Annotated in this window: 23 protein-coding genes and 1 tRNA gene; 14 read left to right on the top strand and 10 right to left on the bottom strand. The window is 58.5% G+C overall.

From position 1 onward, the window contains the following. Positions 1-88: 88 nt before the first annotated feature. The 4 genes from JT51_RS02000 to miaA form a co-directional block, all read right to left on the bottom strand. Positions 89-1552, bottom strand: a complete 1464-nt coding sequence (locus tag JT51_RS02000) for an ABC transporter permease (RefSeq protein WP_037307229.1) — start codon at positions 1550-1552, stop codon at positions 89-91. A gap of 12 nt (positions 1553-1564) precedes the next feature. Beyond that, positions 1565-2611: an ABC transporter permease gene (locus tag JT51_RS01995; protein ID WP_037307227.1), complete on the bottom strand. Its 1047-nt coding sequence runs from the start codon at positions 2609-2611 to the stop codon at positions 1565-1567. 136 nt (positions 2612-2747) lie between these two features. Further along, positions 2748-4418, bottom strand: coding sequence for an ABC transporter substrate-binding protein (locus JT51_RS01990; RefSeq protein WP_037307225.1), 1671 nt, complete (start codon positions 4416-4418; stop codon positions 2748-2750). 346 nt (positions 4419-4764) lie between these two features. Then, positions 4765-5658 (bottom strand): tRNA (adenosine(37)-N6)-dimethylallyltransferase MiaA, encoded by an 894-nt coding sequence (gene miaA / locus JT51_RS01985; RefSeq protein ID WP_051927430.1) that lies wholly within the window; start codon positions 5656-5658, stop codon positions 4765-4767. Between the two features lie 97 nt (positions 5659-5755). Between miaA and pyrH the strand changes: the two genes are divergently transcribed. From pyrH to JT51_RS01940, 9 genes are all read left to right on the top strand, one after another. Further along, positions 5756-6508: a UMP kinase gene (pyrH, locus tag JT51_RS01980; RefSeq protein WP_037307222.1), complete on the top strand. Its 753-nt coding sequence runs from the start codon at positions 5756-5758 to the stop codon at positions 6506-6508. A 250-nt stretch (positions 6509-6758) separates the two neighbouring features. Next, complete coding sequence (locus tag JT51_RS01975) at positions 6759-7985, top strand: aminotransferase class V-fold PLP-dependent enzyme (protein WP_037307220.1); 1227 nt, start codon at positions 6759-6761, stop codon at positions 7983-7985. A gap of 102 nt (positions 7986-8087) precedes the next feature. Beyond that, positions 8088-9296 carry an SAM-dependent methyltransferase gene (locus JT51_RS01970; protein WP_037307218.1) on the top strand — a complete coding sequence of 403 codons (1209 nt, stop codon included), beginning with the start codon at positions 8088-8090 and terminating at the stop codon, positions 9294-9296. Between the two features lie 16 nt (positions 9297-9312). After that, complete coding sequence (locus JT51_RS01965) at positions 9313-9753, top strand: TrgA family protein (protein ID WP_037307216.1); 441 nt, start codon at positions 9313-9315, stop codon at positions 9751-9753. A gap of 30 nt (positions 9754-9783) precedes the next feature. After that, the gene (locus JT51_RS01960) at positions 9784-10899 is read left to right on the top strand and encodes an NUDIX domain-containing protein (protein ID WP_037307214.1); all 1116 of its coding nucleotides are present in this window, start codon (positions 9784-9786) and stop codon (positions 10897-10899) included. Positions 10900-10967: 68 nt separating this feature from the next. Further along, positions 10968-12002 carry a cysteine synthase A gene (locus JT51_RS01955; RefSeq protein ID WP_037307211.1) on the top strand — a complete coding sequence of 345 codons (1035 nt, stop codon included), beginning with the start codon at positions 10968-10970 and terminating at the stop codon, positions 12000-12002. After that, positions 12002-14446 (top strand): DUF3772 domain-containing protein, encoded by a 2445-nt coding sequence (locus JT51_RS01950; RefSeq protein ID WP_037309272.1) that lies wholly within the window; start codon positions 12002-12004, stop codon positions 14444-14446. The genes JT51_RS01955 and JT51_RS01950 overlap by 1 nt, the downstream gene beginning before the upstream one ends. 90 nt (positions 14447-14536) lie before the next feature. Then, positions 14537-14626: transfer RNA gene (locus JT51_RS01945), tRNA-Ser, on the top strand. Positions 14627-14836: 210 nt separating this feature from the next. After that, on the top strand, positions 14837-15487 hold the full coding sequence (locus JT51_RS01940; RefSeq protein ID WP_037307209.1) for a YrbL family protein: 651 nt from the start codon (positions 14837-14839) through the stop codon (positions 15485-15487). 23 nt (positions 15488-15510) lie between these two features. On the opposite strand, the gene JT51_RS01935 is transcribed toward JT51_RS01940, so the two are convergent. After that, positions 15511-16389, bottom strand: coding sequence for a LysR family transcriptional regulator (locus JT51_RS01935; RefSeq protein WP_200876053.1), 879 nt, complete (start codon positions 16387-16389; stop codon positions 15511-15513). Between the two features lie 125 nt (positions 16390-16514). On the opposite strand from JT51_RS01935, the gene JT51_RS01930 reads away from it, so the two are divergent. After that, the gene (locus JT51_RS01930) at positions 16515-16769 is read left to right on the top strand and encodes a hypothetical protein (protein ID WP_037307207.1); all 255 of its coding nucleotides are present in this window, start codon (positions 16515-16517) and stop codon (positions 16767-16769) included. 49 nt (positions 16770-16818) lie between these two features. On the opposite strand, the gene JT51_RS01925 is transcribed toward JT51_RS01930, so the two are convergent. The 5 genes from JT51_RS01925 to JT51_RS01905 form a co-directional block, all read right to left on the bottom strand. Continuing rightward, complete coding sequence (locus tag JT51_RS01925) at positions 16819-17379, bottom strand: sarcosine oxidase subunit gamma (protein ID WP_037307206.1); 561 nt, start codon at positions 17377-17379, stop codon at positions 16819-16821. Continuing rightward, complete coding sequence (locus tag JT51_RS01920; protein ID WP_037307204.1) at positions 17372-20317, bottom strand: sarcosine oxidase subunit alpha family protein; 2946 nt, start codon at positions 20315-20317, stop codon at positions 17372-17374. Before JT51_RS01920 ends, JT51_RS01925 begins: the two co-directional genes overlap by 8 nt. Beyond that, a complete protein-coding gene (locus JT51_RS01915) occupies positions 20314-20601 on the bottom strand; it encodes a sarcosine oxidase subunit delta (RefSeq protein WP_037307202.1) in 288 nt (95 codons plus the stop codon). Before JT51_RS01915 ends, JT51_RS01920 begins: the two co-directional genes overlap by 4 nt. A 13-nt stretch (positions 20602-20614) precedes the next feature. Then, entirely contained in the window at positions 20615-21865 is a 1251-nt protein-coding gene (locus JT51_RS01910; RefSeq protein WP_037307200.1) for a sarcosine oxidase subunit beta family protein, read from the bottom strand. An 84-nt stretch (positions 21866-21949) separates the two neighbouring features. Further along, positions 21950-22807, bottom strand: a complete 858-nt coding sequence (locus JT51_RS01905) for a LysR family transcriptional regulator (RefSeq protein ID WP_037307198.1) — start codon at positions 22805-22807, stop codon at positions 21950-21952. A gap of 107 nt (positions 22808-22914) precedes the next feature. On the opposite strand from JT51_RS01905, the gene JT51_RS01900 reads away from it, so the two are divergent. The 4 genes from JT51_RS01900 to JT51_RS01885 are packed head-to-tail and all read left to right on the top strand — an operon-like array spanning position 22915 to position 26217. After that, the gene (locus tag JT51_RS01900) at positions 22915-23514 is read left to right on the top strand and encodes an amino acid synthesis family protein (RefSeq protein WP_037307196.1); all 600 of its coding nucleotides are present in this window, start codon (positions 22915-22917) and stop codon (positions 23512-23514) included. Beyond that, positions 23486-24265 carry an alpha/beta fold hydrolase gene (locus JT51_RS01895; RefSeq protein ID WP_037307194.1) on the top strand — a complete coding sequence of 260 codons (780 nt, stop codon included), beginning with the start codon at positions 23486-23488 and terminating at the stop codon, positions 24263-24265. Before JT51_RS01900 ends, JT51_RS01895 begins: the two co-directional genes overlap by 29 nt. Continuing rightward, on the top strand, positions 24262-25170 hold the full coding sequence (locus JT51_RS01890; RefSeq protein ID WP_037307192.1) for a flavin reductase family protein: 909 nt from the start codon (positions 24262-24264) through the stop codon (positions 25168-25170). The genes JT51_RS01895 and JT51_RS01890 overlap by 4 nt, the downstream gene beginning before the upstream one ends. A 12-nt stretch (positions 25171-25182) precedes the next feature. Then, positions 25183-26217, top strand: a complete 1035-nt coding sequence (locus JT51_RS01885; RefSeq protein ID WP_037307190.1) for an LLM class flavin-dependent oxidoreductase — start codon at positions 25183-25185, stop codon at positions 26215-26217. Positions 26218-26224: the final 7 nt, after the last annotated feature.

The raw sequence follows: 26224 nt of genomic DNA, 5'->3' as shown, positions 1-26224 counted from the left end.
TACTCCTCACCAGATCGCGGGGGTCCGCTTCATCTGGCTACAAATATCCCGGGGGGTCCGGGGGGCTGGCCCCCCGGCCTCGATCACATCAGTCCTTCAGACTTTCTTCGCGCAGCCCATCCGCCAGCAGATTCAAACCCAGAACCAGCGAGAGCAATGCAAAGGCGGGCGGCAGGGCAGGGTGCAGATAGATCGACAACAGCTTGCGCCCCTCGTTGATCGTGGATCCCCAGTCCGGGCTTTCGGGTGGCAGGCCCAGACCAAAGAAACCCAAGGTGCCCAAAAGGATGGTGGTATAGCCAATGCGCAGACAGAAATCGACGATCAGCGGGCCGCGTGCGTTCGGCAGGATTTCCCACAACATGATGTACCACGGACCCTCGCCACGGGTTTGCGCCGCAGCGACATAGTCCCGTGTCTTGATGTCCATCGCCAGCCCCCGCACGATGCGGAACACCGTGGGTGAATTTACGAAGACCACCGAAACAAACACCACAAGAATACCGCCAGGGATATCGAACAGATCCAGAAAGGTCGGCAATCCCCAGATCTTATAGGCATCGGTGTTGATGATGTATCCATCTGTGGAAATCAGCGACAGATATAGCCACAAAGCGATACCCAGAACACCGATCAACAGCGGCGTACGGAAATTCGGGCGGGTATAATACCGCGAGTTCAGCAAAACGCTGATGAACAGAATTGGAAACACGAACAAAACGGCTGCCATATAGTTTGGCACCCCGGTTGCAACGATTTCGGGCGTGACCAGCAGGTAGAACAGCAAGATCACCGGGAAGGCCAGGATCAGGTTGGCCAGGAACGACAGGAACGTGTCCAGACGGCCGCCATAGTATCCCGCAGGCAGACCCAGCGTGATCCCGACCATAAAGGCGAACATCGTCGCCAGCGGCGCGATCTGCACCACGATCCATGCACCTTTGACCATTCGGCTGAATACGTCGCGGGCCAGATTATCCCCACCCAGCAGATACCAGGCGTATTGGCCTTCTTCTGCATTTGGCAGGGGCGTGCCCGGAACCTTGTTCTTCATTCCCGACACCTGCGACAACGAATCATGCGTCACGATCAGGTCCATCGCCCCGAAGATGCCGGTGAAGACCCAGAACATGACAAGGCCAAAGCCGATCATGCCGATAGGGCTGTCGAACAGCTTGCCATACAGGCCAAGACGACGCTTGAAGGCGATCGACATGGCAAACAAGATGATCAGCGACAGCCACACGGGCAGAAACTGCTGCGAGATCGCCCCGATGATGCCAGCGCCTGTGCCCATCAGGATACCCAGCACGACATAGGCCAGCGCAAGGGCGACACAGGCAACAAAGCTGTATTGCAATGCTGTTTGGGTCAGAACTCGCAGGCCCGAGCCGGAACTTAGGGTCCCGTCGGCATTCACGGTCATCGGTGCCTCTGGCAGCACGATGCTGCCAAGAATCCAAACGACAATGGATATCACCAGCGCGGCTAGCGCGATCATCAGGATGGGGTTCAGAAAGGCGATAGAGCCGGTCCAGCTAAGAGGTTCCATGTTCTATCTCCCTTAAGAAATGCGAATGCGCGGGTTGAGGTAGACATAGCCGATATCCGAGATCAGCTGCGTCACCAGCACCACAAAGACCGACACGACCGAAATCGCCAGCAACAGCTGAATGTCATTGTTGCCCGCCGCCTGAACCAGCGCCCAGCCAAAGCCCTTGTAGTTGAACAGGGTCTCGACGATCACCACACCATTCAGCAACCATGGGAACTGCAACATGATGACGGTGAACGGCGCGATCAGCGCGTTGCGCAGCGCGTGTTTCGTGACGATGTTGGTAAAAGACACACCTTTCAGTCGGGCAGTCCGGATATATTGCGCGGTCATCACCTCGGTCATCGAAGCGCGGGTCATACGTGCAATGTATCCCATGCCGTACAAGGCGATGGTCAGAACCGGCAGGAAAAAGTTTTCGAACGTCGGGTTGTCCATCGCCTGTGTCGCGGTGCCCTTGAACCACTTCAGACCTACGGTCGACGAGGTGAAAATCGCAATGAAGATCACGCCCGAAACATATTCCGGTGTCGCCGTGGTGATGATCGAAAACGTCGACAGCGACCGGTCCAGCGCCGAACCTTCGCGCATCCCGGCCAGAACGCCCACCAACAGCGCGGTGGGCACCATCAGAACAAGAACCCAGAACATCAGATAGCCGGTGTTGGCCAGACGCTTGCCGACAATCTTGCCGACCTCATCCTTGAAGACGGTCGAATATCCCCAATCGCCCTGCAAAACACCGCAGAACCTGGGGGTGTTCTCAGCCGTCGATCCGGGGCGGGTACAGGTGCCCACCACATTGCCGTCGTTCATGACCTTTTGATAGCCAGGCGCGACGCCCAGCCACTGACCGTATTTGACCAGCGTGGGCTGCAGATAACCGCGATTGTCAAGCCACGCCTCGACCTGTTCGTCGGACATACGCTGGTTGCCTTGCGTTTTGGCAAGCTTTTCAAGGTTCGGATAAAGATTGGTCAGAAAGAAGACCACGAAGGTCAGACATAATGCTGTTAACAGCATGACGCCAAACCGTCGGAGGATGAATAGTCCCATGATGGCCCCTGTTGTTCGGGTGTTCCGCAGATCATTGGACCATATTCTGGCCTCGGACACCCGACCCCATGTCGGCCTGTCTGCGGCTGGAAAGGGGCGCCCGTATCAGGCGCCCCCGTTAATTGACTGGCAGGACTTAGGCTGCCCAGCCCCACTTATAGTGGTGATGTTCGAAAGACACGTGCTGGGCTGTGCCAACCAGACCTTCCTTCATGTGGCGATAGGTCGAGCGCCAGTAAGGTTGGACAGAGATGCCTTCCTCCTGGATCATTGCCTCACCTTTGGCGACGATCTCGCGGCGCTTGTCTGCATCTGCGATGGACAGCGCCTCGGCGAGAAGGGCATCAAATTCGGCATTGGCCCAACCGAATTCGTTCCAAGCTTCGCCAGATTTGTACGCCAGCGCCCAAATCTGAACGCCAAGCGGGCGGTGGTTCCAGTTGGTCGAGCTGTAGGGGTATTTTGCCCAATCATTCCAGAACGTGTTGCCCGGCAGCACGGTCCGCTTCACTTTGATGCCTGCATCACGAAGCTGTGCCGCCACTGCATCAGTGGTGTTCCGGCGCCAGTCGTCATCGATTGACAACAGCTCATGCTCGAAATCGGCCATACCGGCCTCTTCCATCAGCGCGCGTGCGCCCTCCGGGTCAACCTTCTGCTTGGGCAACTCGTAGTAATCCGGGTGGATTGGACCGACATGATGGTTCTCGGCAGGCACGCCGCGTCCGCCATAACCCAGCTCAAGACAGATCGAATTGTCGACAGCCATCTGCAGCGCCTGACGAACACGCTTGTCCTCGTAGGGACGTTTGCCATCAATTTCGGCCAGCTGGTTCGGACGGATCACGATGGTGTTCATGGTGACCACTTCGGATTTCTCATATCCAAGGCTGTCCATCACGTCGATGAATTCACCAACCGATTCATACAGCATGTCAACTTCGTCGGATTCCAACGCCGCCAACCAGGCCGACGGGTCGGTTCCGTAGTCGATATAGACAATGCTATCCAGCGCCGGGCGACCAAATACCTCTTCGCCCCACCAGGTGTGGTCTTCATTGCGAACCAGCGTTGCCTTAACGCCGACTTCCAGTTCGTCAACCAGATATGGACCGGTGCCCACGTTATTGAGAAGGTCGTTTTCGCTGAACGAGCTGTGAACGATTGCGGCCGGATAATCCGACATTCCCGCGATCAGTGAGATGTCGGACGTCGGCAGGTTCAGTTTGACGGTGGTCGCATCAACAACTTCGATTGCGCCCTCAATCGCCTGACCTGAATCCGCGTCGATCAGGGTCGCGAAACGACCGGCCATAGAGTTGGTTTCCGACGTCTTGTCGCACCAGCGTGCGATATTTCGAGCCACATCATCAGCGGTAAAGTCGTCGCCGTTGTTCCACGTTACGCCAGGACGAACCTTGAGGGTATATTCGGTGGCGTCGTCGTTGACTTCCCAACCTTCCAGCAACATGCCGCGAAATGTCCCGTCCGAGTTGTATTCGACCAGGTATTCCAGCGTGCCGCGTGTGACGTTGGCGATCTGCGACCAATCATAGGTGCGCGGATCCTTCAACGCGCGCACTTCTTGCTGAACGCGCAGGGTGCCGCCTTCTTTTCTGACGTCTTCCCCGTCGGCGCGGACAGGCGAGGCCATGCCGATCAGACCATAGGCTGCGGCGGCTGTTACCCCCAAGCTGGTGGAGCGGGTCAGAAACTCGCGTCTGCTCAGCTTTCCGTCCCGATACTCTTGGGCGTGCATTTCGGCCGCCCAGTGCACCGGTGCTCCGGTCATGGTTTGATTTTCCATTAATGTTTCTCCCTGTGACAGAGTTTTTTTCTTGATGAAGCGTTGAACCTATCAAGCCCGTTTACGCCGGGCGGCAGGTTCGTGGGTTTGCTTTTCTTGGATTCTGATTATCCCCATCCGCCTATTCCGCACCAGAAACTGGGTGACGTCAATGTTCGAAATCGTCATCCGTGGTACAAAAACGACATTGGGGATATGAGTTTATCGCCCAATACACTGGCGAATACCGGCAGCTTGTTTGTTCTTCATGGAAATACACCCACGGATTCGGTCAGAATCCATGGTGTCCGAGCACGGGGTTTTGGTGCAGATTATCTTCAGAACGATGACGTGAGTATGACTTATATCACTTTGATATCTCTAACTGATACCAGTTCTTCATCCGGGCGCGAAACCATGTGCGTTGGCGTTTGGCAAACTGACGGGTCGCGATGGTTGCACGCTCTCGGGCTGCGTCCAGCGTCATCCGGCCATCCAGATGGGCCATCAATTCGGGCACGCCAATGGCCTTGAAGGACGGTAGCGACGGATCATAGAGCTGGCGCATCGCCTCGACCTCTTGCAGCGCGCCATTGTCCAGCATCTGATCAAAGCGGCGGGTGATACGGTCCAAAAGCCATTGTTTGTCCACGTCAAACACGATCGGCACGGTGTCAGCGGGGTTCAATACCGGCGGTGGCGTCTGGGCCTGCCACGCGGCCAGGCTGTGTCCGGTGGCTTGCTGCACCTCCCACGCGCGCTGAACGCGGGCACGGTTGTTGGTGTCGATACGTCCCAGCGTCTGGGCATCCACCCCGTCAATCAACGTTTGCAGGTCAAGCTGATCCCCCTGGGCGCGAATGGTGGGCGGCGTGGCGGGAATGTCCGCCATCCCTTCGGTCAGCGCAGTAAAGTACAATCCGGTGCCGCCAACGATGATCGGGCGTTGACTGCCAGACAAAAGCGGCTTCACCTCGCGCAGCCAATGACCCGTGGAATATTCCTGATCATAGGCGACATGGCCATACAGCAGGTGCGGCGCGCAGGTTTCTTCCGCGACCGATGGTCGGGCCGAGATCACGCGCCAGCAGTCATAGACCTGACTGGCATCCGCGTTGATGATGACACCGCCGAAATTCTCGGCGATCTGCAAGGCAAGCGCGGATTTGCCGGACGCAGTCGGCCCCGCGATCAGAACCGGTACGCCGTCGGGAATGGGGGGCAGGCGGTCCCAAATTTGCGTTGTTGCGGTACTGACCATCTGGGGTTGCCTCAATCCTGACCATCCGCATTGAACCTGCGGCGGTTTTGCTTCATTTTGCGCCGGAAAATAAACCCGTGCCAGCCCGGAGCGCAATATGAGCCTTTCCCCCACAACCGACACGACCGAAACCCCTAAAACAACGTATAAACGTGTGATGCTAAAGATTTCCGGCGAAGCATTGATGGGGGATCAGGGATTCGGCCTGCATCCGCCCACCGTCCAGCGCATCGCGCAAGAGGTCAAATCGGTGCACGATCTGGGTGTCGAGATCTGCATGGTGATCGGCGGCGGCAATATTTTCCGGGGTCTCAGCGGCTCGGCGCAGGGGATGGAGCGGACCACCGCAGACTATATGGGTATGCTGGCAACGGTCATGAACGCGCTGGGAATGCAATCCGCGCTGGAAGAGGTCGGCGTGTTCACCCGTGTCATCTCGGCCATTCGCATGGATGAGGTTTGCGAGCCCTATATCCGCCGTCGCGCCGTCCGCCATCTTGAGAAAAAGCGGGTTTGTATCTTTGCCGCCGGGACCGGCAACCCGTATTTCACCACTGACACCGCCGCGACGCTGCGCGCCAATGAAATGGCGTGCGAGGCGATCTTCATGGGCAAAAACGGGGTGGACGGCATCTACGACAAAGACCCCAAGGAACACGCGGACGCGGTGCGGTACGACTCAGTCAGCTATGACGACATTCTTGCGAAACGCCTGCGGGTCATGGATGCCTCGGCCATCGCGCTGGCACGGGATAACAACCTGCCGCTGATCGTCTTTGGGCTGGACGAACCCGGCGGTTTCCGTGGGATCCTGGCGGGTGAGGGGACCTATACCAAAGTCCAGGGCTAAGCTGCGCTCAGCACGTTCTGTAAAGCCGGGTCATCGCGCCCGGCTTTTTCTTTTTCAACCGTCGCATCGGGTGCTTGACGAATGCAAAGCGGCTGGGCAATTTGACGCCGTTCCCGCGATGACGGCGCGTGAACTGCGGGCACCAAACAAGTGCCCGCTCGGCTGGAAGACCTGCCATGGTTTCTGAGGGTTCCGAAATCATGCTCGGGCACCTCATGGATTGACGCGCATGATCAAGGAGAGACGTGCCATGAGCATTCTGGATATCAACTTTGTCAGGTCCCAGTTCCCTGCCTTTTCCGAGCCCACACTGCAAGGTCAGGCATTCTTTGAAAACGCTGGTGGCTCATATACTTGCAAGCCGGTTCTTGATCGGCTGACGCGGTTCTACACGCAACGCAAAGTCCAGCCATATGGCCCCTATGACGCCAGCCGCCTTGCGGGCAAAGAGATGGACGAGGCCCGGATACGCATGGCCGCGATCCTGGGCGTGGACACCGATGAGCTGAGCTTTGGGCCATCGACCACGCAGAACACCTATGTTCTGGCACAGGCTTTTCGTCAGTGGATGCAGCCGGGTGAGGTCATCGTCGTAACCAATCAGGACCACGAGGCGAACTCTGGCCCGTGGCGGCGGTTGGCTGATGATGGCATCGAGGTGCGCGAATGGCAGATTGATCCGGAAACCGGATCGTTGAATCCGCGTGATCTGGAAAACATTCTGGACGAAAAAGTGCGGCTTGTCTGTTTTCCGCACTGCTCCAACGTGGTCGGAGAGATCAATCCGGTCACCGAGATCACCGCGATCGCCCACGCTGCGGGGGCATTTGTATGCGTTGACGGCGTGTCATATGCGCCGCACGGTTTTCCGAATGTAGGCGACCTTGGGCCGGATATCTACTTGTTTTCAGCCTATAAAACCTATGGCCCGCATCAAGGCTGCATGGTGGTGCGCCGCGCCCTGGCAGAGCTGCTGCCAAATCAGGCGCATTCCTTCAACGGCGACGTTTTGTACAAACGGTTTACACCGGCCGGACCGGACCATGCGCAGATCGCGGCCAGTGCGGGAATGGCCGATTATGTTGATCAATTGTGTGATCATCACAACGGCCCCAAGACCAACGCAACCGAACGCGGGGCGTTCGTACATGATCTGATGCGCGCGCAAGAGGTCGCTTTGCTGCAGCCAGTGCTTGACGCGGTCAAAGATCGTAACGCGGTGCGTTTGATTGGCACATCCGACGCCTCCCGGCGCGCGCCCACGGTTGCGCTTTCACTTGACCGAAACGCTGAAACAGTGGCCGCAGAACTGGTACAGCACGGGGTCATGGCAGGCGGAGGCGATTTCTATGCCGTTCGCCCGCTTCAGGCCATGGGCGTCGATCTGGGTCAGGGCGTGCTGCGCATCAGCTTTACCCATTATACGTCCCGGCAAGAAGTTGATCAGCTGCTGAACGCGCTTGACGACGTTTTGTAACCTGCCAGCCTGAACTGGCCGAAAAGCCGGTAAGGAACTGAAAACTTGCCAGAAACGGAAACTCGCCCTAGCTTTATCCTACAACCGCAAATGGGAGGGCGGATGATCCTTACGAGCACCGAAGGGCAGAAAGGTCTGCCCAGATATTTCTCGCAGGTTCTGAAAATGCTGAACCGGATGGAATCCGGTCGGCTGGACATTGCGCTGCCCGATGGACGCGTGTTCCGCAGCGAGGGCGTCAAACCCGGACCCATGGCGCGCATTGACGTTCACAATCCGGATGTCTTCGCCCGGTTGATACGCGAAGGTGAGCTTGGGTTTTCCGACGCCTATCTGGAGGGGGATTGGAGCACGCCCGACCTGCGGTCCTTCATGGATCTGGTGCATCTGGGGACAGAGACCGTTTACGATGATTTTACGGGCAAGCTGTTGGTGCAGGCCTACGAACGCCTGCGGTTCTGGCTGCACCGCAACAACCGCAGACAGGCGCGGAAAAATATCTCGTACCATTACGATTTGGGTAATGATTTCTATGCCTTGTGGCTGGATGATACCATGACCTATTCCAGCGCTCTTTTTGAAACGGGTCAGGAAAGCCTGGAACGCGCGCAAACCGCCAAATACGCCAGCCTTGTCGATGAAATGGGCGTGAAACCGGGCGATCATATCCTTGAGATTGGCTGCGGGTGGGGCGGGTTCGCCGAATACGCCGCAAAAGAGCGTGGCCTTAGGGTCACAGGTTTGACGATCAGTCAGGAGCAGTTAAAGTTTGCCCAGCAACGTATAGAAAACGCAGGGCTTTCTGATATGGTTGAATTCAAGTTGCAGGATTATCGCGACGAACGGGGCCAATATGACGGCATCGCCTCGATCGAGATGTTCGAGGCCGTCGGGCAAAAGTACTGGCCGGTCTATTTCGAAGCCGTCCGTGAGCGGTTGAAGCCCGGCGCGCAAGCCACTTTGCAAATCATCACCGTAGCCGAGCATAGATGGGATATCTATAGGAACGGCGTTGATTTCATACAGAAATATATCTTTCCGGGTGGCATGTTGCCTGCGCCCTCAGTCCTGAAAGAACAGGTTGCACAAGCGGGTCTGAGCGTTGTGCAAAGCAAGGAATTCGGCAAAAGCTACGACCAAACACTGCGCCGTTGGTACGAGACGTTCAATGACAAGTGGGACGACATAGCTGAAATGGGCTTTGATGAGCGTTTCCGCCGCATGTGGAATTATTATTTGACGGCCTGCGGCGCAGCCTTTGACACCGGTAACTGCGATGTGACACAGATTACGGTAGCAAAACCTAGTTAACTAACGGAAATTCCGAATGCCCACCGCCCCGCGTCTCGTTGCTGCCCTGTGTCTTCTGGTGGTGGCCTTTCTGGTTTCAAGCATGATCATCAGCAACGGGGAAGAAGGTAAAGCCTATGGCTGGTTCACTTATGTGAACATGGCCCTGGGGGTAATCTGCGGCTGGAAGATCATGGGCAAACGGGTCGGGCGTGGCTGGGTCGCGGCGATTAACAATGGTTTGACAGGGATGGTATCTTTGGTGTTCTGGGGCCTGTTTGTTCAAGGCGCCTATGAGATGTTCCGCCAGGCCATGCGTCACCGTTATGACGGCCCGTTTGAAGCTCTGATCGCTATATTCCGGATCGGCGTGGATTACGGTCAGTTGCTTGTGGTGCCGGAAATCCTGTGGACATTGGTTATCGGAGCTCTTATCGCGGGGCTCGCAACCGAAGAGGCTGGCCGCCGCTGGCGGTAATGCCGTAAAATCAAAGCGAGATTTACATCTGTGTCTGATCTTTTCTTCTACGGCACGCTCAGGCATCAGCCTTTGCTGGAGCTGGTGTTGGGTCGTCCGCAATCGCAACTAACCTTATCCGAGGCCACGCTTCGCGACCACGCGGTTTATGGGGTGAAAGATCAAGCCTTTCCCATGATCGTCGAAGAGCCTGGCAGCTTGGCACCCGGGGTGCTGGTGAAAGGCCTCAGTCAGGATGACCTGGACAGATTGGCGTTTTACGAGGGTGGTTTTGACTACGACCTGAGCCCGCAGGTCGTGGATCTGGTCGACGGGTCGCAGGCCAAGGCCCGGGTGTTCTACCCTGAACCGGGCCTTTGGACGCCGGGCAAGCCTTGGTCGTTACAGGAATGGTCAGGTGTTTGGGGCGACCTGACCCTGCTTGCCGCGCAAGAGGTGATGGCCTATTTCGGCAAGGTCGACACGGGCACGATCGCCCGCAGCTTTCCGTCGATCCGAACCCGCGCATGGGCCAAACTGGCGGCACGCCAACGCCGCACCGATGATCCGCGCGACATAGAAAAAGACGTGATCGTTCATCGCAGAACGCGGGCCTATGTCGACTATTTCGGTATTGAAGAAATCGACTTGCAGCACCGTCAGCACGATGGTTCGATGGGGCGGGTTCTTAACCGAAATGGTTTGATGCAAGGCAGCGCTGTGGTTGTTTTGCCCTATGATCCGGTGCGTGACACGGTTTTGCTGTTGGAACAGTTCCGCACCCCGGTGTTTTTGATCGACGATCCGGAACCGTGGATGTGGGAGCCTGTCGCAGGCATGATTGACCCCGGTGAAACGCCCGAGGATGCCGCCCACCGCGAAGCGCAGGAAGAAGCGCAAGTTACGTTGAACGGGCTGGAATATGCGGGTGGGGCGTATTCGTCCAGCGGGTCATCGACCGAGTATATTCACCTTTATGTCGGGTTGGCAGATTTGACCAAGGTGATCGACAACGGCGGGCTCGCCTCTGAGGGCGAGGATATCCGCACACAGATCATGCCCTATGCGACGTTCATGGGCAGGGTGGACAATAACGAATTCAAGGATTTGCCGCTGTTGTCGCTTGCGCATTGGCTGGCCCGGCATCGCGACCGCCTGCGCGGGTGATTATCCCCGCTTGTGGTTGTCGCACTGCATCTGTAAATCTTCGTTATCCGTAATGAAATGAGGGCGCCATGCGCATTGCACGAGACCTTGCCGACGCAGTAGGAAAAACCCCGTTGATCCGGCTACGCCGCATCAGTGACGAGACAGGGTGCGAAATTCTTGGCAAGGCCGAGTTTATGAACCCGGGCCAATCGGTCAAGGATCGCGCGGCGCTTTACATCATCCGCGACGCCATCGCGCGCGGTGAACTGAAACCCGGCGGCACCATTGTCGAGGGTACGGCGGGCAACACGGGGATCGGCCTTGCGCTGGTTGGTGCGTCGATGGGGTTCAAGACAGTGATCGTGATCCCCGAAACCCAGTCCGAAGAAAAGAAAGACATGCTGCGGCTGGCGGGCGCGCAATTGGTACAGGTTCCGGCGGCCCCGTATCGCAACCCGAACAACTTCGTCCATTATTCGCGCCGTCTGGCCGAAGAACTGGCCCAGACTGAGCCCAACGGCGCGATCTGGGCCAACCAATTCGACAATGTCGCCAACCGTCAGGCGCATGTGGAAACCACAGGCCCCGAAATCTGGGAACAGACAGGTGGCAAGGTCGACGGTTTTGTCTGTGCCGTGGGCTCGGGCGGTACGCTGGCCGGGGTGGCCGATGCGCTGCAGCCCAAGGGCGTCAAGATCGGTCTTGTCGATCCGATGGGGGCGGGTCTGTATTCTTATTACACCACCGGTGAATTCGCGATGGAGGGCAGCTCGATCGCTGAAGGGATCGGGCAGGTACGTATCACCAAGAACCTTGAAGGGTTCACGCCGGATTATTCCTATCAGATGACCGACAATGAAGCGCTGCCGCTGATCTTTGATCTGCTGCGCGACGAAGGTCTGGTCATGGGGGGGTCGACGGCGATCAACATGGCGGGCGCAGTGCGTCTGGCCAAGGATCTGGGGCCAGGTCACACGATTGTGACCATCCTGTGCGACTTTGGCACGCGGTATCAGTCCAAGCTGTTCAACCCCGAATTCCTGCGTGAAAAGGAACTGCCGGTTCCTGACTGGATGACCGAAGCCCCGCGCAGCATCCCCGGCGTATTCGAGGACGTATGATGTTGCGGCAGGTTCGCCTGTTTCTAACCCTTGTATCGATTTGTCTTGCCATGCTGGTCAGCCCTGCGGCTGCCCAGCTTTCGGAACGGCAAAGTGAATATTACCAGGGGTGGGTCAAAACAGCGGACCGTGCCGAAGCCGTGATCGAGGCCGACCGTGCCTCGAACGCGTCGCTGGATAATCTGCGCTCGGAAATCCATGACTACCGGGATGATTTCAACCGTGCGCGTGGGGCGAATACGGATCGTATCGGCACGCTGGAAGGTCAGATCAAGGCGCTTGGGCCCAAACCCGAAGGCGACGCGACAGAGCCTAAGGATATCGCGGCGCTCCGCGCTCATCTGGAAGAGCAATTGAACACCCTTCGGGTTCCGCAGATTATCTCGGAAGAGGCGTTCAGCCGCGCCAATGGGCTGATCACCGAGATAGATCAACTGCTCAGGAACCGTCAGACAAAAGAGCTGTTGCAGCGTGGCCCATCGCCGCTGAACCCGGCCCATTGGGGGCCGGCCTGGGTGGATGTGACCGAAGCGGCACGTGGTCTGTTCAATGAGGTTCGCCAAAACCTGAGTACGGATGTGGTGAACGACCGGTTGCAACACCGCGGTTTGGGAATTCTGTTTCTGGTCGCGATTGCCGGTATTTTGTTGTTCTACGGAAAGCGATGGTCGGAAGCTGCGGGGGCATATTTGCGCCTTATAGCCGGACAAGGAAGCGGTGTCTGGACATTTCTGACCTCGCTTTTGCGGATCGTTCTGCCTTGGTTCGGAGTTTGGATACTGGTGCAGGCCGTGGTGCTGACCGGGGTTTTGGGCCTGCGCGGGACGATGGTGATTCAAAGTGTCCCGTATTGGGCTGCGCTTGTCCTGTTTTATGACTGGATTGGTCGTCAGATCTATTTGATGCAGGCGGCGCAGGGCTTTAAGCGCCTGACACAACAGCGCGTAACCGAGATGCGCGTGTATCTCGACCTGCTTGCGGCCTTGTTGATCGCACACGAGTTGGTCGATCTGTTCGAACAGATCGAGAATATATCGGACGCCACACGCTCTGTTGTGGCCTTTCCTGTCATCGTTGCGACCTCACTGGTGTTGCTGCGCGTCCGTCAGATTCGCAGTGCAGATGTTCCAAGTGACCCCAACGACACCTCGGCAACCATGCGCGGTGAAGGCCTGAGCAAACTGATCGAATTCTTGCGCCGGGCGCTGTTCCTGCTGGGTATCGTAAGTCCGATCATGGCGGTATTCGGCTATACCAATGCAGCCGAAGAAACTGTTTTCCCTGCGGTGAAAACTTTGGTTCTGATTGCTGCGTTGGTCATCGTGCACCGGTTCCTGACCTCGGCTTACGGTTGGATCAGCGGGCAGGGCGAAGCTGCCAAAGATTCCTTGTTCTCGGTCCTTGTCGGTTTTGCCATGGCTATTCTGGCACTGCCGATTCTGGCGATCTATTGGGGCGCGCGCGAAACAGATTTGCTTGAGGCATGGTCGCGCCTTCTGTTGGGCTTCGATATCGGTGGCGTAACGATCTCGCCCAGTAATTTCTTTACCTTCCTTGCAGTGTTCGCAATAGGCTATGGGTTGACGCGGATGCTGCAAAGCGGGCTGCGCATCTCGCTATTGCCGAAGACCAGCATTGATCCAGGCGGTCAGAACGCGATTGTATCCGGCACCGGCTATGTCGGGATTTTCCTTGCAGCGCTGGCCGCGATCATGGTCGCGGGTTTTGATCTGTCTTCGCTGGCGATTGTTGCGGGTGCGCTGTCGGTTGGCATCGGTTTCGGTCTGCAAACCATCGTTTCGAATTTCGTATCTGGTATCATCCTGCTGGTCGAGCGCCCGATCTCGAAAGGCGATTGGATCGACGTAAACGGGATGATGGGCTATGTGCGCGACATCTCGGTCCGGTCCACGCGGATTGAGACATTTGACCGGACCGATGTGATCGTGCCGAACTCGGACCTGATCAGCGGCGTGGTCACCAACTATACCCGCGGCAACACAATTGGCCGGGTCATCGTGCCGGTGGGCGTGGCCTATGGCACGGACACCAAACTGGTCGAAAAGATTCTGGGTGAGATAGCCAATTCCCACCCTATGGTTCTGGCCAATCCAGCGCCCAGCGTGGTGTTTCAGGGGTTCGGTGCGGATTCGCTGGATTTCGAAATCCGCGCCATTCTGCGCGACGTGAACTGGGTGCTGTCTGTCAAATCGGACATGAACCACGAGATCAACAGCCGCTTTGTCGCAGAGGGGATCGAGATCCCGTTTGCACAGCGCGACGTTTGGCTGCGTAACCCCGAAGTTTTGCACGGTGAATCACCCAAAGCACCTGAACAGCCGCCAAAGAAAACCCAGGATAAACCGGTGTCAAAGACCCCTGCGGCAACGCCCGTTGAAATGACCGAGGCTGATCTGTCAGACGCAGATGGAGATGAGCTGTGACAACATTTTCAACAACGTTGCAGCCTCCTGAAATTTCGCGTTAATCACCTCTTGCAAATCCCCCGGCGATGGTTCAAATATCGCGCCCACGGAGAGGTGGCCGAGTGGTCGAAGGCGCACGCCTGGAAAGTGTGTAGGCGGGAGACCGTCTCCAGGGTTCGAATCCCTGTCTCTCCGCCATTTACCCAAATGAATGGCATTTCGAGCCGCGCCGTAACAGCGTTGATGCGGCCCTGGTTTTCCTGTCCCAGACCTTGTTCAAAGCGACAGGAACTTCTGGTGCCTTGGGTATGTCCTTATATCTGGGCCAGGGGGGCGTTCACCCGATCCGAGTCGGCGCAAAGGTGAATTGTAACTGAAATAAGAACGTTCTAAGAATGACACTCAATTTTGCCCCTGCGCCGGTGCGCGACGTCCGAGAAACTGGAACAGCGATACATGATTGACCTGAGCGATTTCAGCCCCTTGCGCACAAGCCGCAACTACCTGATTTTTCAACACCCCGAGATTGAGCGCGCGCTGCTGAAGGTTCGTACGGATGAACCCGCCAGAAATCACACCATCCCTCGGTACGCCGAATGGCGGTATGGCAACCTGCGGCAGTGGAACCGCGAGGCGAATGAATACCTGGCAGCATTGAGCCGGGGTTGCCCGGAAATCGACCGGTTGGCGCGTTTCATGGGATATGCCGCGACCTCATCGGGGCCAGCTCTGGTCATGGAAAAGCTGACCGGGCCTGACGGTGATCTTGCGCCCACCCTTCATGCGGAACGGGTGGCCATGGCCGACGATCAGGAAGGGCGCAAACGTTTGCATGCGGATTTCATGGACCTGTTGGATGATCTTGAAAAGGGTCAGATCATCGTGGGTGACATGGGGTTTGAAAACATCGTGCGTGCGCAGGAACGCGGTGGAAAACTGACCGTGATTGACGGGCTGGGTGAGCGGGTCATGTTCCCCCTGGCCTTGTTCAGCAAATGGGCGTTCCACAAATCGATCGAACGACGGCGGACGCGCATGTCCAAAGGGTTCGGCCTGTAATCGGGCTGACGTGGTCGACCCTGCTAGCTGACTGCCTTCAAGGGAATGGTGCTTTGACCTTCTTGGTTGATTTCCTCAATCAGGGCCGTGACCACAGGATTGCGGCGGCTCGTTGCGGTGCGTGCAACAAAGGCGATGGCGGGCGGTTGTGGAAATTTATCTGCGATCACTTCGATGTCGGGGGTCACGTGCAGGCCGTTCAGCAGCGCCACACCTAATCCCGAACGCACCGCCGATTGAATGCCTGCTGCGCTGGGGCATTCCAGAACAGTGTTCAGCCGATGGCCTTGCGATTGCCCATCGGTCAGCCCCCATTGTCTGTAGAAACACTGGCTGTCGAAAGACAGGAACGGGATCGGGGCCGACACATCCAAATTAAAATCCGGGGATTTGACCCAATGCAGCGTATCTTCGAACAGGATCATGTCATCCGGTTGAATGTCGTGGTGAAAAACCTGCATCACCGCCACGTCCAGCTCTCTGGCTTTTAGCCATGCTTGAACGTTCAAGCTCTGACTGGTGCGAATGCGGACCTGAACATCCGGGTACAGGCGGGTAAAGCGCCCCAGGATGCGTGCGATCCCGCTGGTGGCAGTGTCCTCGGTCATGCCCAGCCGGATGATCCCGGACAGGGGTTTCTTGCCCAATCCGGCCAGCGCCTCGTCATGCAGGGCGACGATTCGCCGGGCGTAGTCGCACAGGCGCAGACCCGCCTCAGTGAAAAGGGGGCCACCCGCGCGTCGGGCCAGCAGGTCGCAATCCAGAGCCTGTTCAAGACGTCGGATTTTATGGCTGACTGCCGATTGTGACAGCGCCAGATGTTCCGCAGCACGTGTCACGCCGCCGTGGGCGGCAATGGCCAACAAGGCGCGCAGAGCATCTATTTCCAGTCGTTCATTCATTTGGCCGTCCATGACAAAGCAGAATTGAAACATGACAATCATTCATTTGAGTCACATTCTAATTCTGGTCTACCCACAAGGAAAGGCAAATCTCAGGTGCCGCATCAAAACCGAAAGGCTGAATTATGAAGGAACAAACAGGAACTCTGAGCAGGCGCACCCTGACCACAACGTTTGAGGTCACGGGATCAGTTCTCGCAATGGCCTACGCCTTGTTGATTGCCTCGAACATCGGGGCCGAGGTTTTGGGGTTCACCTTGTTGTTGGTGTCGTCGGGCTTGTTCGCCGCCTGGGCTGTAATTGACCGACGGTGGACGTTCCTTTTGCTACAGGGGTTCTATGCGACCTCGGCGATCATCGGATTGATACGGTGGGCCTGAATCGAAATCCCCGCACCGGGGAATAATAACGGCTCCGCCAAAAGATCACCTATAGCGCCGAACGCATCGCGGTGAGGATCGCGTGATGCAGCGACCCGGCCGAGGATCGCGGTCCGTAGATGCTGAACAACTCTGGCGTGCGGAACAGGACGAAACAGCCGATATGGTGGATGGAGCTGCGCGTAACGCTGCCCGTCGTAGCTTTGCGTAAATCAAGCGAGGATAGCAGTTCCAACACTGCCGTCAGGTTGGGGCCGCTCAGGTCGAACCGGGTCCAGCCGTCTGTTTGTTCCGTGACCGAGGCGGCGTTACCGACAGCCGACTTTACCTGCGTGGCGATGCCTTCATGACTGTCCTGGGGCGCCTCTATCATCCACTGATCCGGACCCGCCCAGAATGCGCAGATCACCGCGCCCGCACTTTGCCCCACATCCGGAACGGGGGTCTCAATCAACGCTTCCAATGCTTTGATCACGTTGTTTTCCTGCCCCATGCGTGCCGCGACCGAGGCCAGCGCTACGTCTGGAACTTCGGAACATGTGACCCCGGCAACGGTATCCATACGCGGTTCGGTCCCGCCAAGGGCGGTTATCGCAACAAGATCATGCACGAAGGCGTTCTCCCTTAGGATCAACAAAATGGGCCGAGACGATTTCGACTTCGATTGTCAGGTCGGTTAACGGGGACACAAGGCGCATCCGTTCGCCCATTCTGGCGTGGCCGTTTTTCATAAGACCCAGGCCGATACTGCTGTTCAGAATGGGCGAATACACAGCCGAGGTCACATAGCCCTGATCATGGGCGGTATCCACAGGGCCATCAATGTTCATCAGATGCCCACCCGCCGTTACTTTCTTTTCGGGTTCCAGTGGTTTGATCCCCACCAGCGCCAGAGCGTCGGGTTCGTTCAGCGCCGCGCGTTCCGATAGGGTCGATCCGATGCCATCTTTCTTTTTCGACACCATTTTGGCCATACCAAGGTTCAACGCTGTCGTTGTGCCGTTCAGCTCATTCCCGGCCGCGTGGCCCTTTTCGATGCGCATCACACCCAGTGCTTCGGTGCCATAAGGTACCACGTCGAACTCTTCGCCCATGTCCATCAGCCGCCGCATAAGTGCATCCCCATATCTCGAAGGGACCGCGATTTCATAGGCCAGCTCGCCCGAGAAAGAGATCCGGAACAGCCGTGCGCGCAGCCCTTGGCAGACGGTGATGTTACCGCAGGCCATGAAAGGAAACGCTTCGTTGGAAATATCAAATTCCGGGTCCACAATCTTTTGCAACAGTTTGCGCGAATTGGGTCCGGCCACCGCGTATTGCGCCCAGACATCGGTGGTCGAGATCAGTTGCACATCCATGTCCGGAAACAGACATTGGCGCGTGAATTCCATGTGCCGATAGACACTTACAGCGTTGGCTGTGGTCGTGGTGACGACGAAATGATCGTCGGCCAGCCGGGCGGCGGTGCCGTCGTCCATAACGATCCCATCTTCGCGCAGCATCAGGCCATAACGGGTTTTACCAACGGCCAGTTTGGCAAAGCCATTGGCATAGATGCGGTTCAAAAACGCGGCTGCATCCGTGCCCTGAACATCTATCTTGCCCAGCGTCGTGCAATCACACACCCCGACCGAGGCACGGGTCTGGCGCACCTCGCGGTCCACCGATTGCCGCCAATGCGTCTCGTCCGGCAGGGGGAACCATTGCGCGCGCAGCCAGTTGCCAACCTCGACAAACACCGCGCCGCGTTCCTTGGCCCAGTGGTGCGACGGCGTCAGGCGGGTGGGGTGGAATTCCTGACCCTTCATCCGACCCGCAAATGTGGCGATTGGAACGGGCGTATAGGGCGGGCGGAAGATGGTTGTGCCCGTTTCGGGAATCGACTTACCGGCCACTTCGGCCATGATCGCCAACCCGCCTATATTCGAGGTCTTGCCCTGATCCGTCGCCATGCCCAACGTGGTGTAGCGCTTCAGGTGCTCGACCGAGCGGAACCCCTCCTGATAGCTGAGTTTGACGTCCTTTACGGTCACGTCGTTCTGCTGATCCAGCCAGGCGCGTTTGCAGCCTTGAACGTACCAGAATGGCGTCTGTGTGACCGGGGCATCCTCGGCATCGGGAAGGTCGGGCAGGGCGCTGGTCAAGTCCAGTGCCTTCGCCGCTCCTTCCGCGCCGGATTGCAGCGCACCATATGTGGACATGACGCCGTTTGCTGCCCCCGCGACCGTCAAGCCCACAGGCAGGTCAGCGCCGGGGACAAAGGCCGCCAGTGCCTCGTTCCAGATAGGGCGTCCGCGTTGATGGCAGGTCAGATGCACATTCGGGTTCCATCCGCCGGATACACCCAGCGCGCCGCATTCCAGGGTGCGGGTCTCGCCCCCCGGCATTGCCACCTCGACAAAGGTCAGCCCGTGACGGCCTTTGGTATCAACTACCTGCGCGCCCTTTAGAACCTCATAGTCATAGCTGGAGGGCGCGTCATCCCGGACGTCAATGACCGCCGCAACCTTGATGCCCTTGGCGTGCAGATCGACGGCAGTGCGGTGGCCGTCATCGTTATTGGTAAAGACCGCCACGCGCGGCGCGGCTATGACAGCGAACCGGTTGGCATAGGTCCGCAGGGCGCTGGCCATCATGATACCGGGCCGGTCGTTGTTTTCGAACGCTATCGGGCGTTCGGTGGCCCCGGCGCACAGCAACGCCTTTTGGCTGTAGATGCGCCACAGGATTTGGCGGGGTTTACCTGCGGGCAGGGTGGGCAGGTGATCCCCGGTGCGTTCAACCGCACCATAGATGCCGTGGTCAAAGGCCCCGATCACGGTTGTTCGCGTCATCAACCGGACGTTGGGCATTGAGGTCAATTCTGCCACGGCCTGCGCGGCCCAAGCGGGCGCGCTGTGATCGCCCAGCGCGTATGTCTCGCTGTTCAGACGTCCGCCGGGGGTGAAATCCTCGTCCGCCAGAATGACGTCTGCACCCGCGCGTCCTGCGGTCAGGGCTGCCATCAGACCGGCGGGACCGGCCCCGATGATCAGCAGATCGCAATGGCGAAAGCCCTTGTCATACTCGTCCGGATCGGCCTCCATCGACAGGGAACCCAGCCCGGCAGCGCGGCGGATGATCGGTTCGTACAGCTTTTCCCAAAATGCAGCGGGCCACATGAAGGTTTTGTAATAGAACCCGGCGGACAGAAAGTTCGAAAACAGATCGTTCACGGCCAGCGCGTCGAATTTCAGGTTGGGCCAGCGGTTCTGCGAATGCGCCTCTAACCCGTCGAATATCTCGGCGGTTGTGGCGCGGGTGTTGGGTTCCTTGCGGCTTCCGGTTCGCAGTTCGACGATCCCGTTGGGTTCTTCGGACCCGGCGGTCAGCAGCCCGCGCGGGCGGTGGTATTTGAACGATCGCCCGATCAACCGCACGTCATTGGCCAGCAGGGCCGAGGCCAACGTGTCGCCCGGATGGGCGGTATAGCTGTGATTGTCGAAGCGGAAATTCAGCGTGGTGTTGCGGTCGATTTGCCCGCCGCTCAGCCTGTTGGTCTGGGTCATTTGCTTCGCCCCCGCGCGCGGGCCACGTCACGGGCCAGTTCCACCTTTGAAATCTCATGCGTCAGCGTATTGCGGGTGACGACCAGCCACGAGCGGTCTCCGGCCTCGTGATACCACAGCTCTTGATGCTCACCGGCAGGGTTGTCGCGCAGATAGCCATATTCATAGAATGCCTCGGCTGCGTCGTCGGCTTGCCAGTCGGGACGGTCAATCAGGGAGGCGTCGCCCAGATAGGTGAATTCCGAGGCGTCGCGCGGGCCCAGCATGGGATGGTCGATGATCATGTCCGTGGTCCCCTCAGTGCAGGTTGGGCTGATTGCCCACACCTTTTTCGTCGATCATTCGCCCGGTGCGGAACCGGTCGAGGCGATAGGCCGTGGCAACAGGGTGCGGCGCGTCGCGCGCCAGCAGATGTGCGAAACAATGGCCCGAGGCCGGGGTCGCCTTGAACCCGCCGTAACACCAGCCGCCATTGAAATAGAGGCCATCAACCGGGGTGCGGTCGATGATGGGCGAGCCATCCATGGACATGTCCATGACCCCGCCCCACATTCGCAACAGACGCGCGCGTCCAATTATGGGCATCAGCGACATGCCGCCTTCGCAGACATCCTCGACCACGGGCAGATTGCCGCGTTGGGCATAGGAGTTGTACCCGTCCAGGTCGCCCCCGAACACCAGCCCGCCCTTGTCGGACTGGCTGACATAGAAATGGCCTGCGCCATAGGTGATGACGCTGGGCAACACGGGCTTCAGCCCCTCGGACACAAAGGCCTGCAACACGTGGCTTTCAATCGGCAGGCGCAGTCCGGCCATGCCCATCACGCGCCCCGAACTGCCTGCCACCGCACAGCCGACCTTGTCCGCGCCAATAAACCCTTTCGAGGTCTCAACCCCCAGACATTTTCCGTTTTCGATCCGCAGCCCGGTGACTTCGCAGTTCTGAATGATGTCCACGCCGTGGCTGTCGGCGGATCTGGCAAACCCCCAGGCCACCGCATCGTGACGCGCCGTGCCGCCGCGCCGCTGCGCCAGCCCGCCCTTGATCGGAAAGCGCGCGTCGTCAAAATTCAGATAGGGGTGTTCCTTGCGAACCTGATCGGCATCCAGCAGTTCTGCATCCGCCCCGTTCAGGATCATCGCATTGCCGCGCCGGATATAGGCGTCACGCTGCCCGTCGGAATGATACAGGTTAAGAACCCCGCGCTGGCTGATCATCGCGTTATAGTTCAGGTCCCGCTCCAACCCTTCCCACAGTTTCAGCGAGAATTCATAGAAGTGCTCGTTCCCGTCCAGCAGGTAGTTCGAGCGGATGATCGTCGTGTTGCGCCCGACGTTGCCACCGCCGATCCAGCCTTTTTCAACCACCGCCACCCTGCGCTGACCATACACCTTGGCAAGGTAGTGCGCCGTCGCCAGCCCGTGCCCGCCACCGCCGATGATCACGATGTCATAATGTGATTTTGGGGCCGGGTCCCGCCAGACCGGTTTCCACCCTTTGTGACCGGTTAGCGCCTGCTTGATGACCTGGAAGCCAGAATATCGCATGAATCGGACCTTTTTTGCCAGAATTCACGAAAACGGTGCGTTATGAAATCCCCAGATGCGACATCAACTTGTCTGTTTCAGACGTTATTCCGGCGCAGCCCCATGTGTGGTCCGGGAAAACCACGCCACAAAGGCGTCAACCTCGGGTGAGGAGCGCTGAATTGCCAGAAAATACCCCTCACTCGCCGGGGCAGAGGTATCCGCGGCCAGTTCGACCTGTCCGGTGCGCAATGCGTGATCTGCGACCAAAGCGTTCACAAGCGCCACGCCGTTTCCCGTGGTGGCAAGTTGCAGCGCCAGCCCGTAGGAATCCACAAACAAAGATGGGGGGTGGACAGGGTGCCCGGTTGCGTCGGACCAGGACACCCAATTGTCCGAGGTTCCTACGGATTCGATCAGGGGCAGGTCGTGAAAATCGCCGCTCAGGCCGGGTGATTTCACGGCGATAAGCTGATTGGGCATCAAAGGGGTCGCACCCTTGCCCACCTGTTTCGTCGACCCGAACCGGATTTCCACATCCGCCCGAGAGGCTGCGTATTCATCCGGCCAGATCGTGCTGACAAAGCGCAATGACGTTTCGGGATGGTGGGATTGGAAGTCGGGCAGGGCGGGGGAAATCACCCATTCGATAACACTGATAGACGCGGCGATGGTGACATGGCTTGCCCGTTTTTCGGTCAGATAAGGCGACGCGGCTGCCTGCAAAATCCCAAGTGCTGCCTCGACTTGCGGCAACAGCTTGCGCCCTTCATCCGTTAAGGACAACCCCCGCGCATGGCGGTGAAACAGGGCGACGCCCAGCCGCGCCTCCAACGATCTGATCTGTTGACTTACGGCCGATTGCGTCAGCCCTATTTCATCGGCCGCCGCCGTTGAGCTGAGCCGCCGAGCAGCGGCCTCGAACGATCTGAACCATGTAAGGGGCGGTAGGGTTTTCGACATCTGCAATCAACCTATTAGTGTTATTAATACCTAAGACCAAAGTTCTTTCGTTTGTCAAAATGCATCTGGCCCGCAGATAGTGCCCCAACCAAATATGAGGGGATGCCGTGCAGCCGAATATTCGAAAAATCGTGACTTTCGACGAAGAAGTTCTGGTCGAAGGGTTTCGCAAGGCCGAACGCCCATGGCGCATGTTCGCCGTCGCCGCCGTGGTGTCCAACCCGTGGGCGGGGCGATACGTCGATGACCTGAGGCCCGAGATACTGGCCTATGGCCCGGTTCTGGGTGAGGCTCTGACCAGCCGGATGATCGCCTTGGCCGGAAGCGGTGAGGCGATCGAGGCCTATGGCAAGGCTGCAGTGGTGGGTCTGGACGGAGAGGTCGAGCACGCCTCGGGCCTGATCCACACGTTGCATTTCGGGAATATCTTCCGGCAGGCGGTCGACGCGAAATCCTATCTTTCGTTTACCAATACACGGGGGCCAGCCAACACGCCCATCATGGTGCCGCTGATGGATAAGAACGATGCCGGGCGCCGATCGCATTACCTGACGCTGCAATTTGCCATACCGGACGCGCCGCGCGCGGATGAGATCGTGGTGGTGCTGGGCGGTGCAACATCGGGGCGGCCACATCATCGGATCGGAGACCGCTATCAGGATTTGAAGGATCTGGGTCATGACGTGGACAACCCGGCCTCGGTCTGAGATTGGCAGGCTGGCCGCCATAGACGTGGGCGCGGGGCCTCTGGTCGTTCTGTTGCACGGCGTCGGTCTGCGGGCCGAGGCGTGGAGCGGGCAGATCGACGCGCTGGCCTCTGCCGAGTATCGCGTCGTGTGTCCGGATATGGCCGGGCACGGCGAGACGGCTTTTTCCGCGCCGGACGGGTTGGGCAGCTATGCCGCCCCCGTCGCGGCGCTGTTGCGGGAACCGGCGGTCCTTGTCGGGCATTCGATGGGTGCGCTGATCGCGATGCATATCGCGGCGTCGGGAAACCCGAATGTCAAAGGCATCGCGGCCCTGAACGCCATTTTCCAACGACCGGCCCCGGCCCGTCAGGCGATCTTGTCACGGGCGCGCGCGTTGGATGATGGCCGGCCGAATGACCCATCGGTCACGCTGCAACGGTGGTTTGCCGATCACAAGTCGGACGAACGCGCCGCCTGCGCGCGCTGGCTGCAAGAGGGTGATCCGCGCGCCTATAAGGCGGCCTACACAGTCTTTGCAGAAAGCGACGGCCCGAGCGCAGCGCAACTGGCCCGGATCATGTGCCCCGCCTTGTTCCTGACTGGCGCGGACGAGCCGAATTCGACCCCCCGGATGTCACGGGATATGGCCGCGCTGGTGCGACAGGGGCGGGCCGAGATCATCCCAAACGCGGCGCATATGATGCCGATGACCCACGCAGCCAAGGTCAACGCCATCCTGTTGCGCTTTCTACAGGAGTGTCTGCCATGACCGAATTGGACCCACGCGCCCTGCGCGACGCATTCGGCAGTTTCATGACCGGCGTGACCGTGGTGACGACCCGCGATGGGATGGGGGCGCCGGTCGGGTTTACGGCCAATTCCTTTTCATCCGTTTCCCTGGACCCGCCGCTATTGCTGGTCTGCCCCGGCAAGTTCCTGTCTAGTTATGAGGTTTTTGCCGGTTGCCGTCACTTTGCGGTCAACATTCTGGCCGAGGGCCAGCAAGAGATATCGAACACTTTCGCGGGGTACAAAGGAGACCGGTTTGCAAAGGTTGCACATCACTCGGGCGCGCATGATCTGCCGCTGATCGACGGGGCGCTGGCGCAGTTTTGTTGCGAAACGCACAGCGCGGTTCCTGCCGGTGATCACACCATCCTGCTTGGCCGCGTCGTCGCCTTTGCTCGCGCCGCAGGTGACGGTCTGGGGTATGTTGGTGGATCGTACTTCAGCCTTGGGCTTGAACGGGAAATGGATGCCAAAGAGCCGACGCTCTGCGGGGCGATCATCATCTCGGATGGCAACGTGCTGTTGGAACATCACGACGGCTGGTTTCACCCCTTTCAGGTCGCCGGTGCCGAACGTGGCGGTCAGCGGAACCGGCTGGCACAAGGGCTGTCCGAACGGGGCATTCATGCGCGGATTGAACAGGTCTATTCCGCGTTCAATGATGCGCAGACCCGCCAGCATTACACGTTCTTTCTGGCCACGGCAGAACAGGTTGCACATCCGGACACGACCCGTTGGGTTCGGATCGAAGATCTGCCCGGCCTGACCTATACCGCCCCCGGCATTCACCACATGATGACCCGTTTCGCGCGCGAGGCTCAGACCGGGGATTTTGCCCTGTATCTGGGCGACGTGGAACAGGGCGACATTCACAGTTTTCGCTAGAGGAGCCAGAGAATGGAGTTTTCGCTGTTTGCCCATATGGAGCGTCTGACGCCGGATCAGCCCCATGATGTTTTGTACGATGAGTTCGTGGGTCTGGTGAAAATGGCGGACGAGGGCGGTATGCGCGCAGTCTGGACCGGTGAACATCACGGAATGGAATTCACGATTGCGCCCAATCCGTTTTTGTCTCTGGTCGATCTGGCGCATCACACACGCAACGTACGCCTTGGAACCGGAACGGTGGTGGCACCGTTCTGGCATCCGATCAAGCTTGCGGGTGAGGCCGCGGCGGCTGATCAGATCACCAAGGGGCGGATCGAACTGGGCATTGCCCGCGGGGCTTATTCCTTTGAATATGAACGCCTGATGCCCGGAATGGACGCATGGGAAGCCGGGCAGAGGATGCGTGAAACCACGCCGCTTTTGCCGCAGATATGGCAGGGCGACTGCGCGCATGAAGGAGAGTTCTATTCTTTTCCCGCCACCACCTCGGCCCCGAAACCCTTGCAACAGGGCGGACCGCCGATCTGGATCGCCGCGCGGGACCCCAACAGCCATGAATTTGGTGTACACAACGGGTTTAACATTCAGGTCACACCGCTGTGGCAGGGTATGGATGAGATTGAAACCTTGATGGGGCGGTTCAACGACGCCTGTGAAAGCCATACGGGGCCACGCCCCAAAATCATGTTGCTGCACCACGCTTATGTCGGGAAAGACGACGAAGATGTGGCGCGCGGGGTGCAGGATTTGCGGCGGTACTACAACTATTTCGGGGCGTGGTTCCTGAACAAACGCCCGATCCAGCAGGGCCTGATCGAGCCGATCTCGGACGCCGAAATGGATGCCAACCCGATGTATACCTGCGAAAAGCTGGGTCGCGACCTGACCGTTGGCACGGCGCAGCAGGTGATTGATCGGATCAAACGTTACGAAGATCTGGGCTATGACGAGTTTTCGTTCTGGATCGACAGCGGCATGAGCAATGACCGCAAGCGCGCCTCGCTGGCGCGGTTCATCGACGACGTCATGCCAGCCTTTCAGTGAGGACCAC

The organism is Ruegeria halocynthiae (genome assembly GCF_000743705.1).
GTDB classification, from domain to species: Bacteria; Pseudomonadota; Alphaproteobacteria; order Rhodobacterales; family Rhodobacteraceae; genus Ruegeria; species Ruegeria halocynthiae_B.
The sequence above is the reverse complement of the archived record's forward strand: the minus strand, read 5'-3'. Positions and strand labels throughout refer to the sequence as shown.

What these genes read in the sequence shown, in the direction of transcription:
- JT51_RS02000 (WP_037307229.1), bottom strand. Translation starts at nt 1,552, where the DNA reads ATGGAACCTCTTAGCTGGACCGGCTCTATCGCCTTTCTGAACCCCATC.
- JT51_RS01995 (WP_037307227.1), bottom strand. Translation starts at nt 2,611, where the DNA reads ATGGGACTATTCATCCTCCGACGGTTTGGCGTCATGCTGTTAACAGCA.
- JT51_RS01990 (WP_037307225.1), bottom strand. Translation starts at nt 4,418, where the DNA reads ATGGAAAATCAAACCATGACCGGAGCACCGGTGCACTGGGCGGCCGAA.
- miaA (WP_051927430.1), bottom strand. Translation starts at nt 5,658, where the DNA reads ATGGTCAGTACCGCAACAACGCAAATTTGGGACCGCCTGCCCCCCATT.
- pyrH (WP_037307222.1), top strand. Translation starts at nt 5,756, where the DNA reads ATGAGCCTTTCCCCCACAACCGACACGACCGAAACCCCTAAAACAACG.
- JT51_RS01975 (WP_037307220.1), top strand. Translation starts at nt 6,759, where the DNA reads ATGAGCATTCTGGATATCAACTTTGTCAGGTCCCAGTTCCCTGCCTTT.
- JT51_RS01970 (WP_037307218.1), top strand. Translation starts at nt 8,088, where the DNA reads ATGATCCTTACGAGCACCGAAGGGCAGAAAGGTCTGCCCAGATATTTC.
- JT51_RS01965 (WP_037307216.1), top strand. Translation starts at nt 9,313, where the DNA reads ATGCCCACCGCCCCGCGTCTCGTTGCTGCCCTGTGTCTTCTGGTGGTG.
- JT51_RS01955 (WP_037307211.1), top strand. Translation starts at nt 10,968, where the DNA reads ATGCGCATTGCACGAGACCTTGCCGACGCAGTAGGAAAAACCCCGTTG.
- JT51_RS01950 (WP_037309272.1), top strand. Translation starts at nt 12,002, where the DNA reads ATGTTGCGGCAGGTTCGCCTGTTTCTAACCCTTGTATCGATTTGTCTT.
- JT51_RS01935 (WP_200876053.1), bottom strand. Translation starts at nt 16,389, where the DNA reads ATGAATGAACGACTGGAAATAGATGCTCTGCGCGCCTTGTTGGCCATT.
- JT51_RS01930 (WP_037307207.1), top strand. Translation starts at nt 16,515, where the DNA reads ATGAAGGAACAAACAGGAACTCTGAGCAGGCGCACCCTGACCACAACG.
- JT51_RS01920 (WP_037307204.1), bottom strand. Translation starts at nt 20,317, where the DNA reads ATGACCCAGACCAACAGGCTGAGCGGCGGGCAAATCGACCGCAACACC.
- JT51_RS01915 (WP_037307202.1), bottom strand. Translation starts at nt 20,601, where the DNA reads ATGATCATCGACCATCCCATGCTGGGCCCGCGCGACGCCTCGGAATTC.
- JT51_RS01910 (WP_037307200.1), bottom strand. Translation starts at nt 21,865, where the DNA reads ATGCGATATTCTGGCTTCCAGGTCATCAAGCAGGCGCTAACCGGTCAC.
- JT51_RS01905 (WP_037307198.1), bottom strand. Translation starts at nt 22,807, where the DNA reads ATGTCGAAAACCCTACCGCCCCTTACATGGTTCAGATCGTTCGAGGCC.
- JT51_RS01895 (WP_037307194.1), top strand. Translation starts at nt 23,486, where the DNA reads ATGACGTGGACAACCCGGCCTCGGTCTGAGATTGGCAGGCTGGCCGCC.
- JT51_RS01890 (WP_037307192.1), top strand. Translation starts at nt 24,262, where the DNA reads ATGACCGAATTGGACCCACGCGCCCTGCGCGACGCATTCGGCAGTTTC.
- JT51_RS01885 (WP_037307190.1), top strand. Translation starts at nt 25,183, where the DNA reads ATGGAGTTTTCGCTGTTTGCCCATATGGAGCGTCTGACGCCGGATCAG.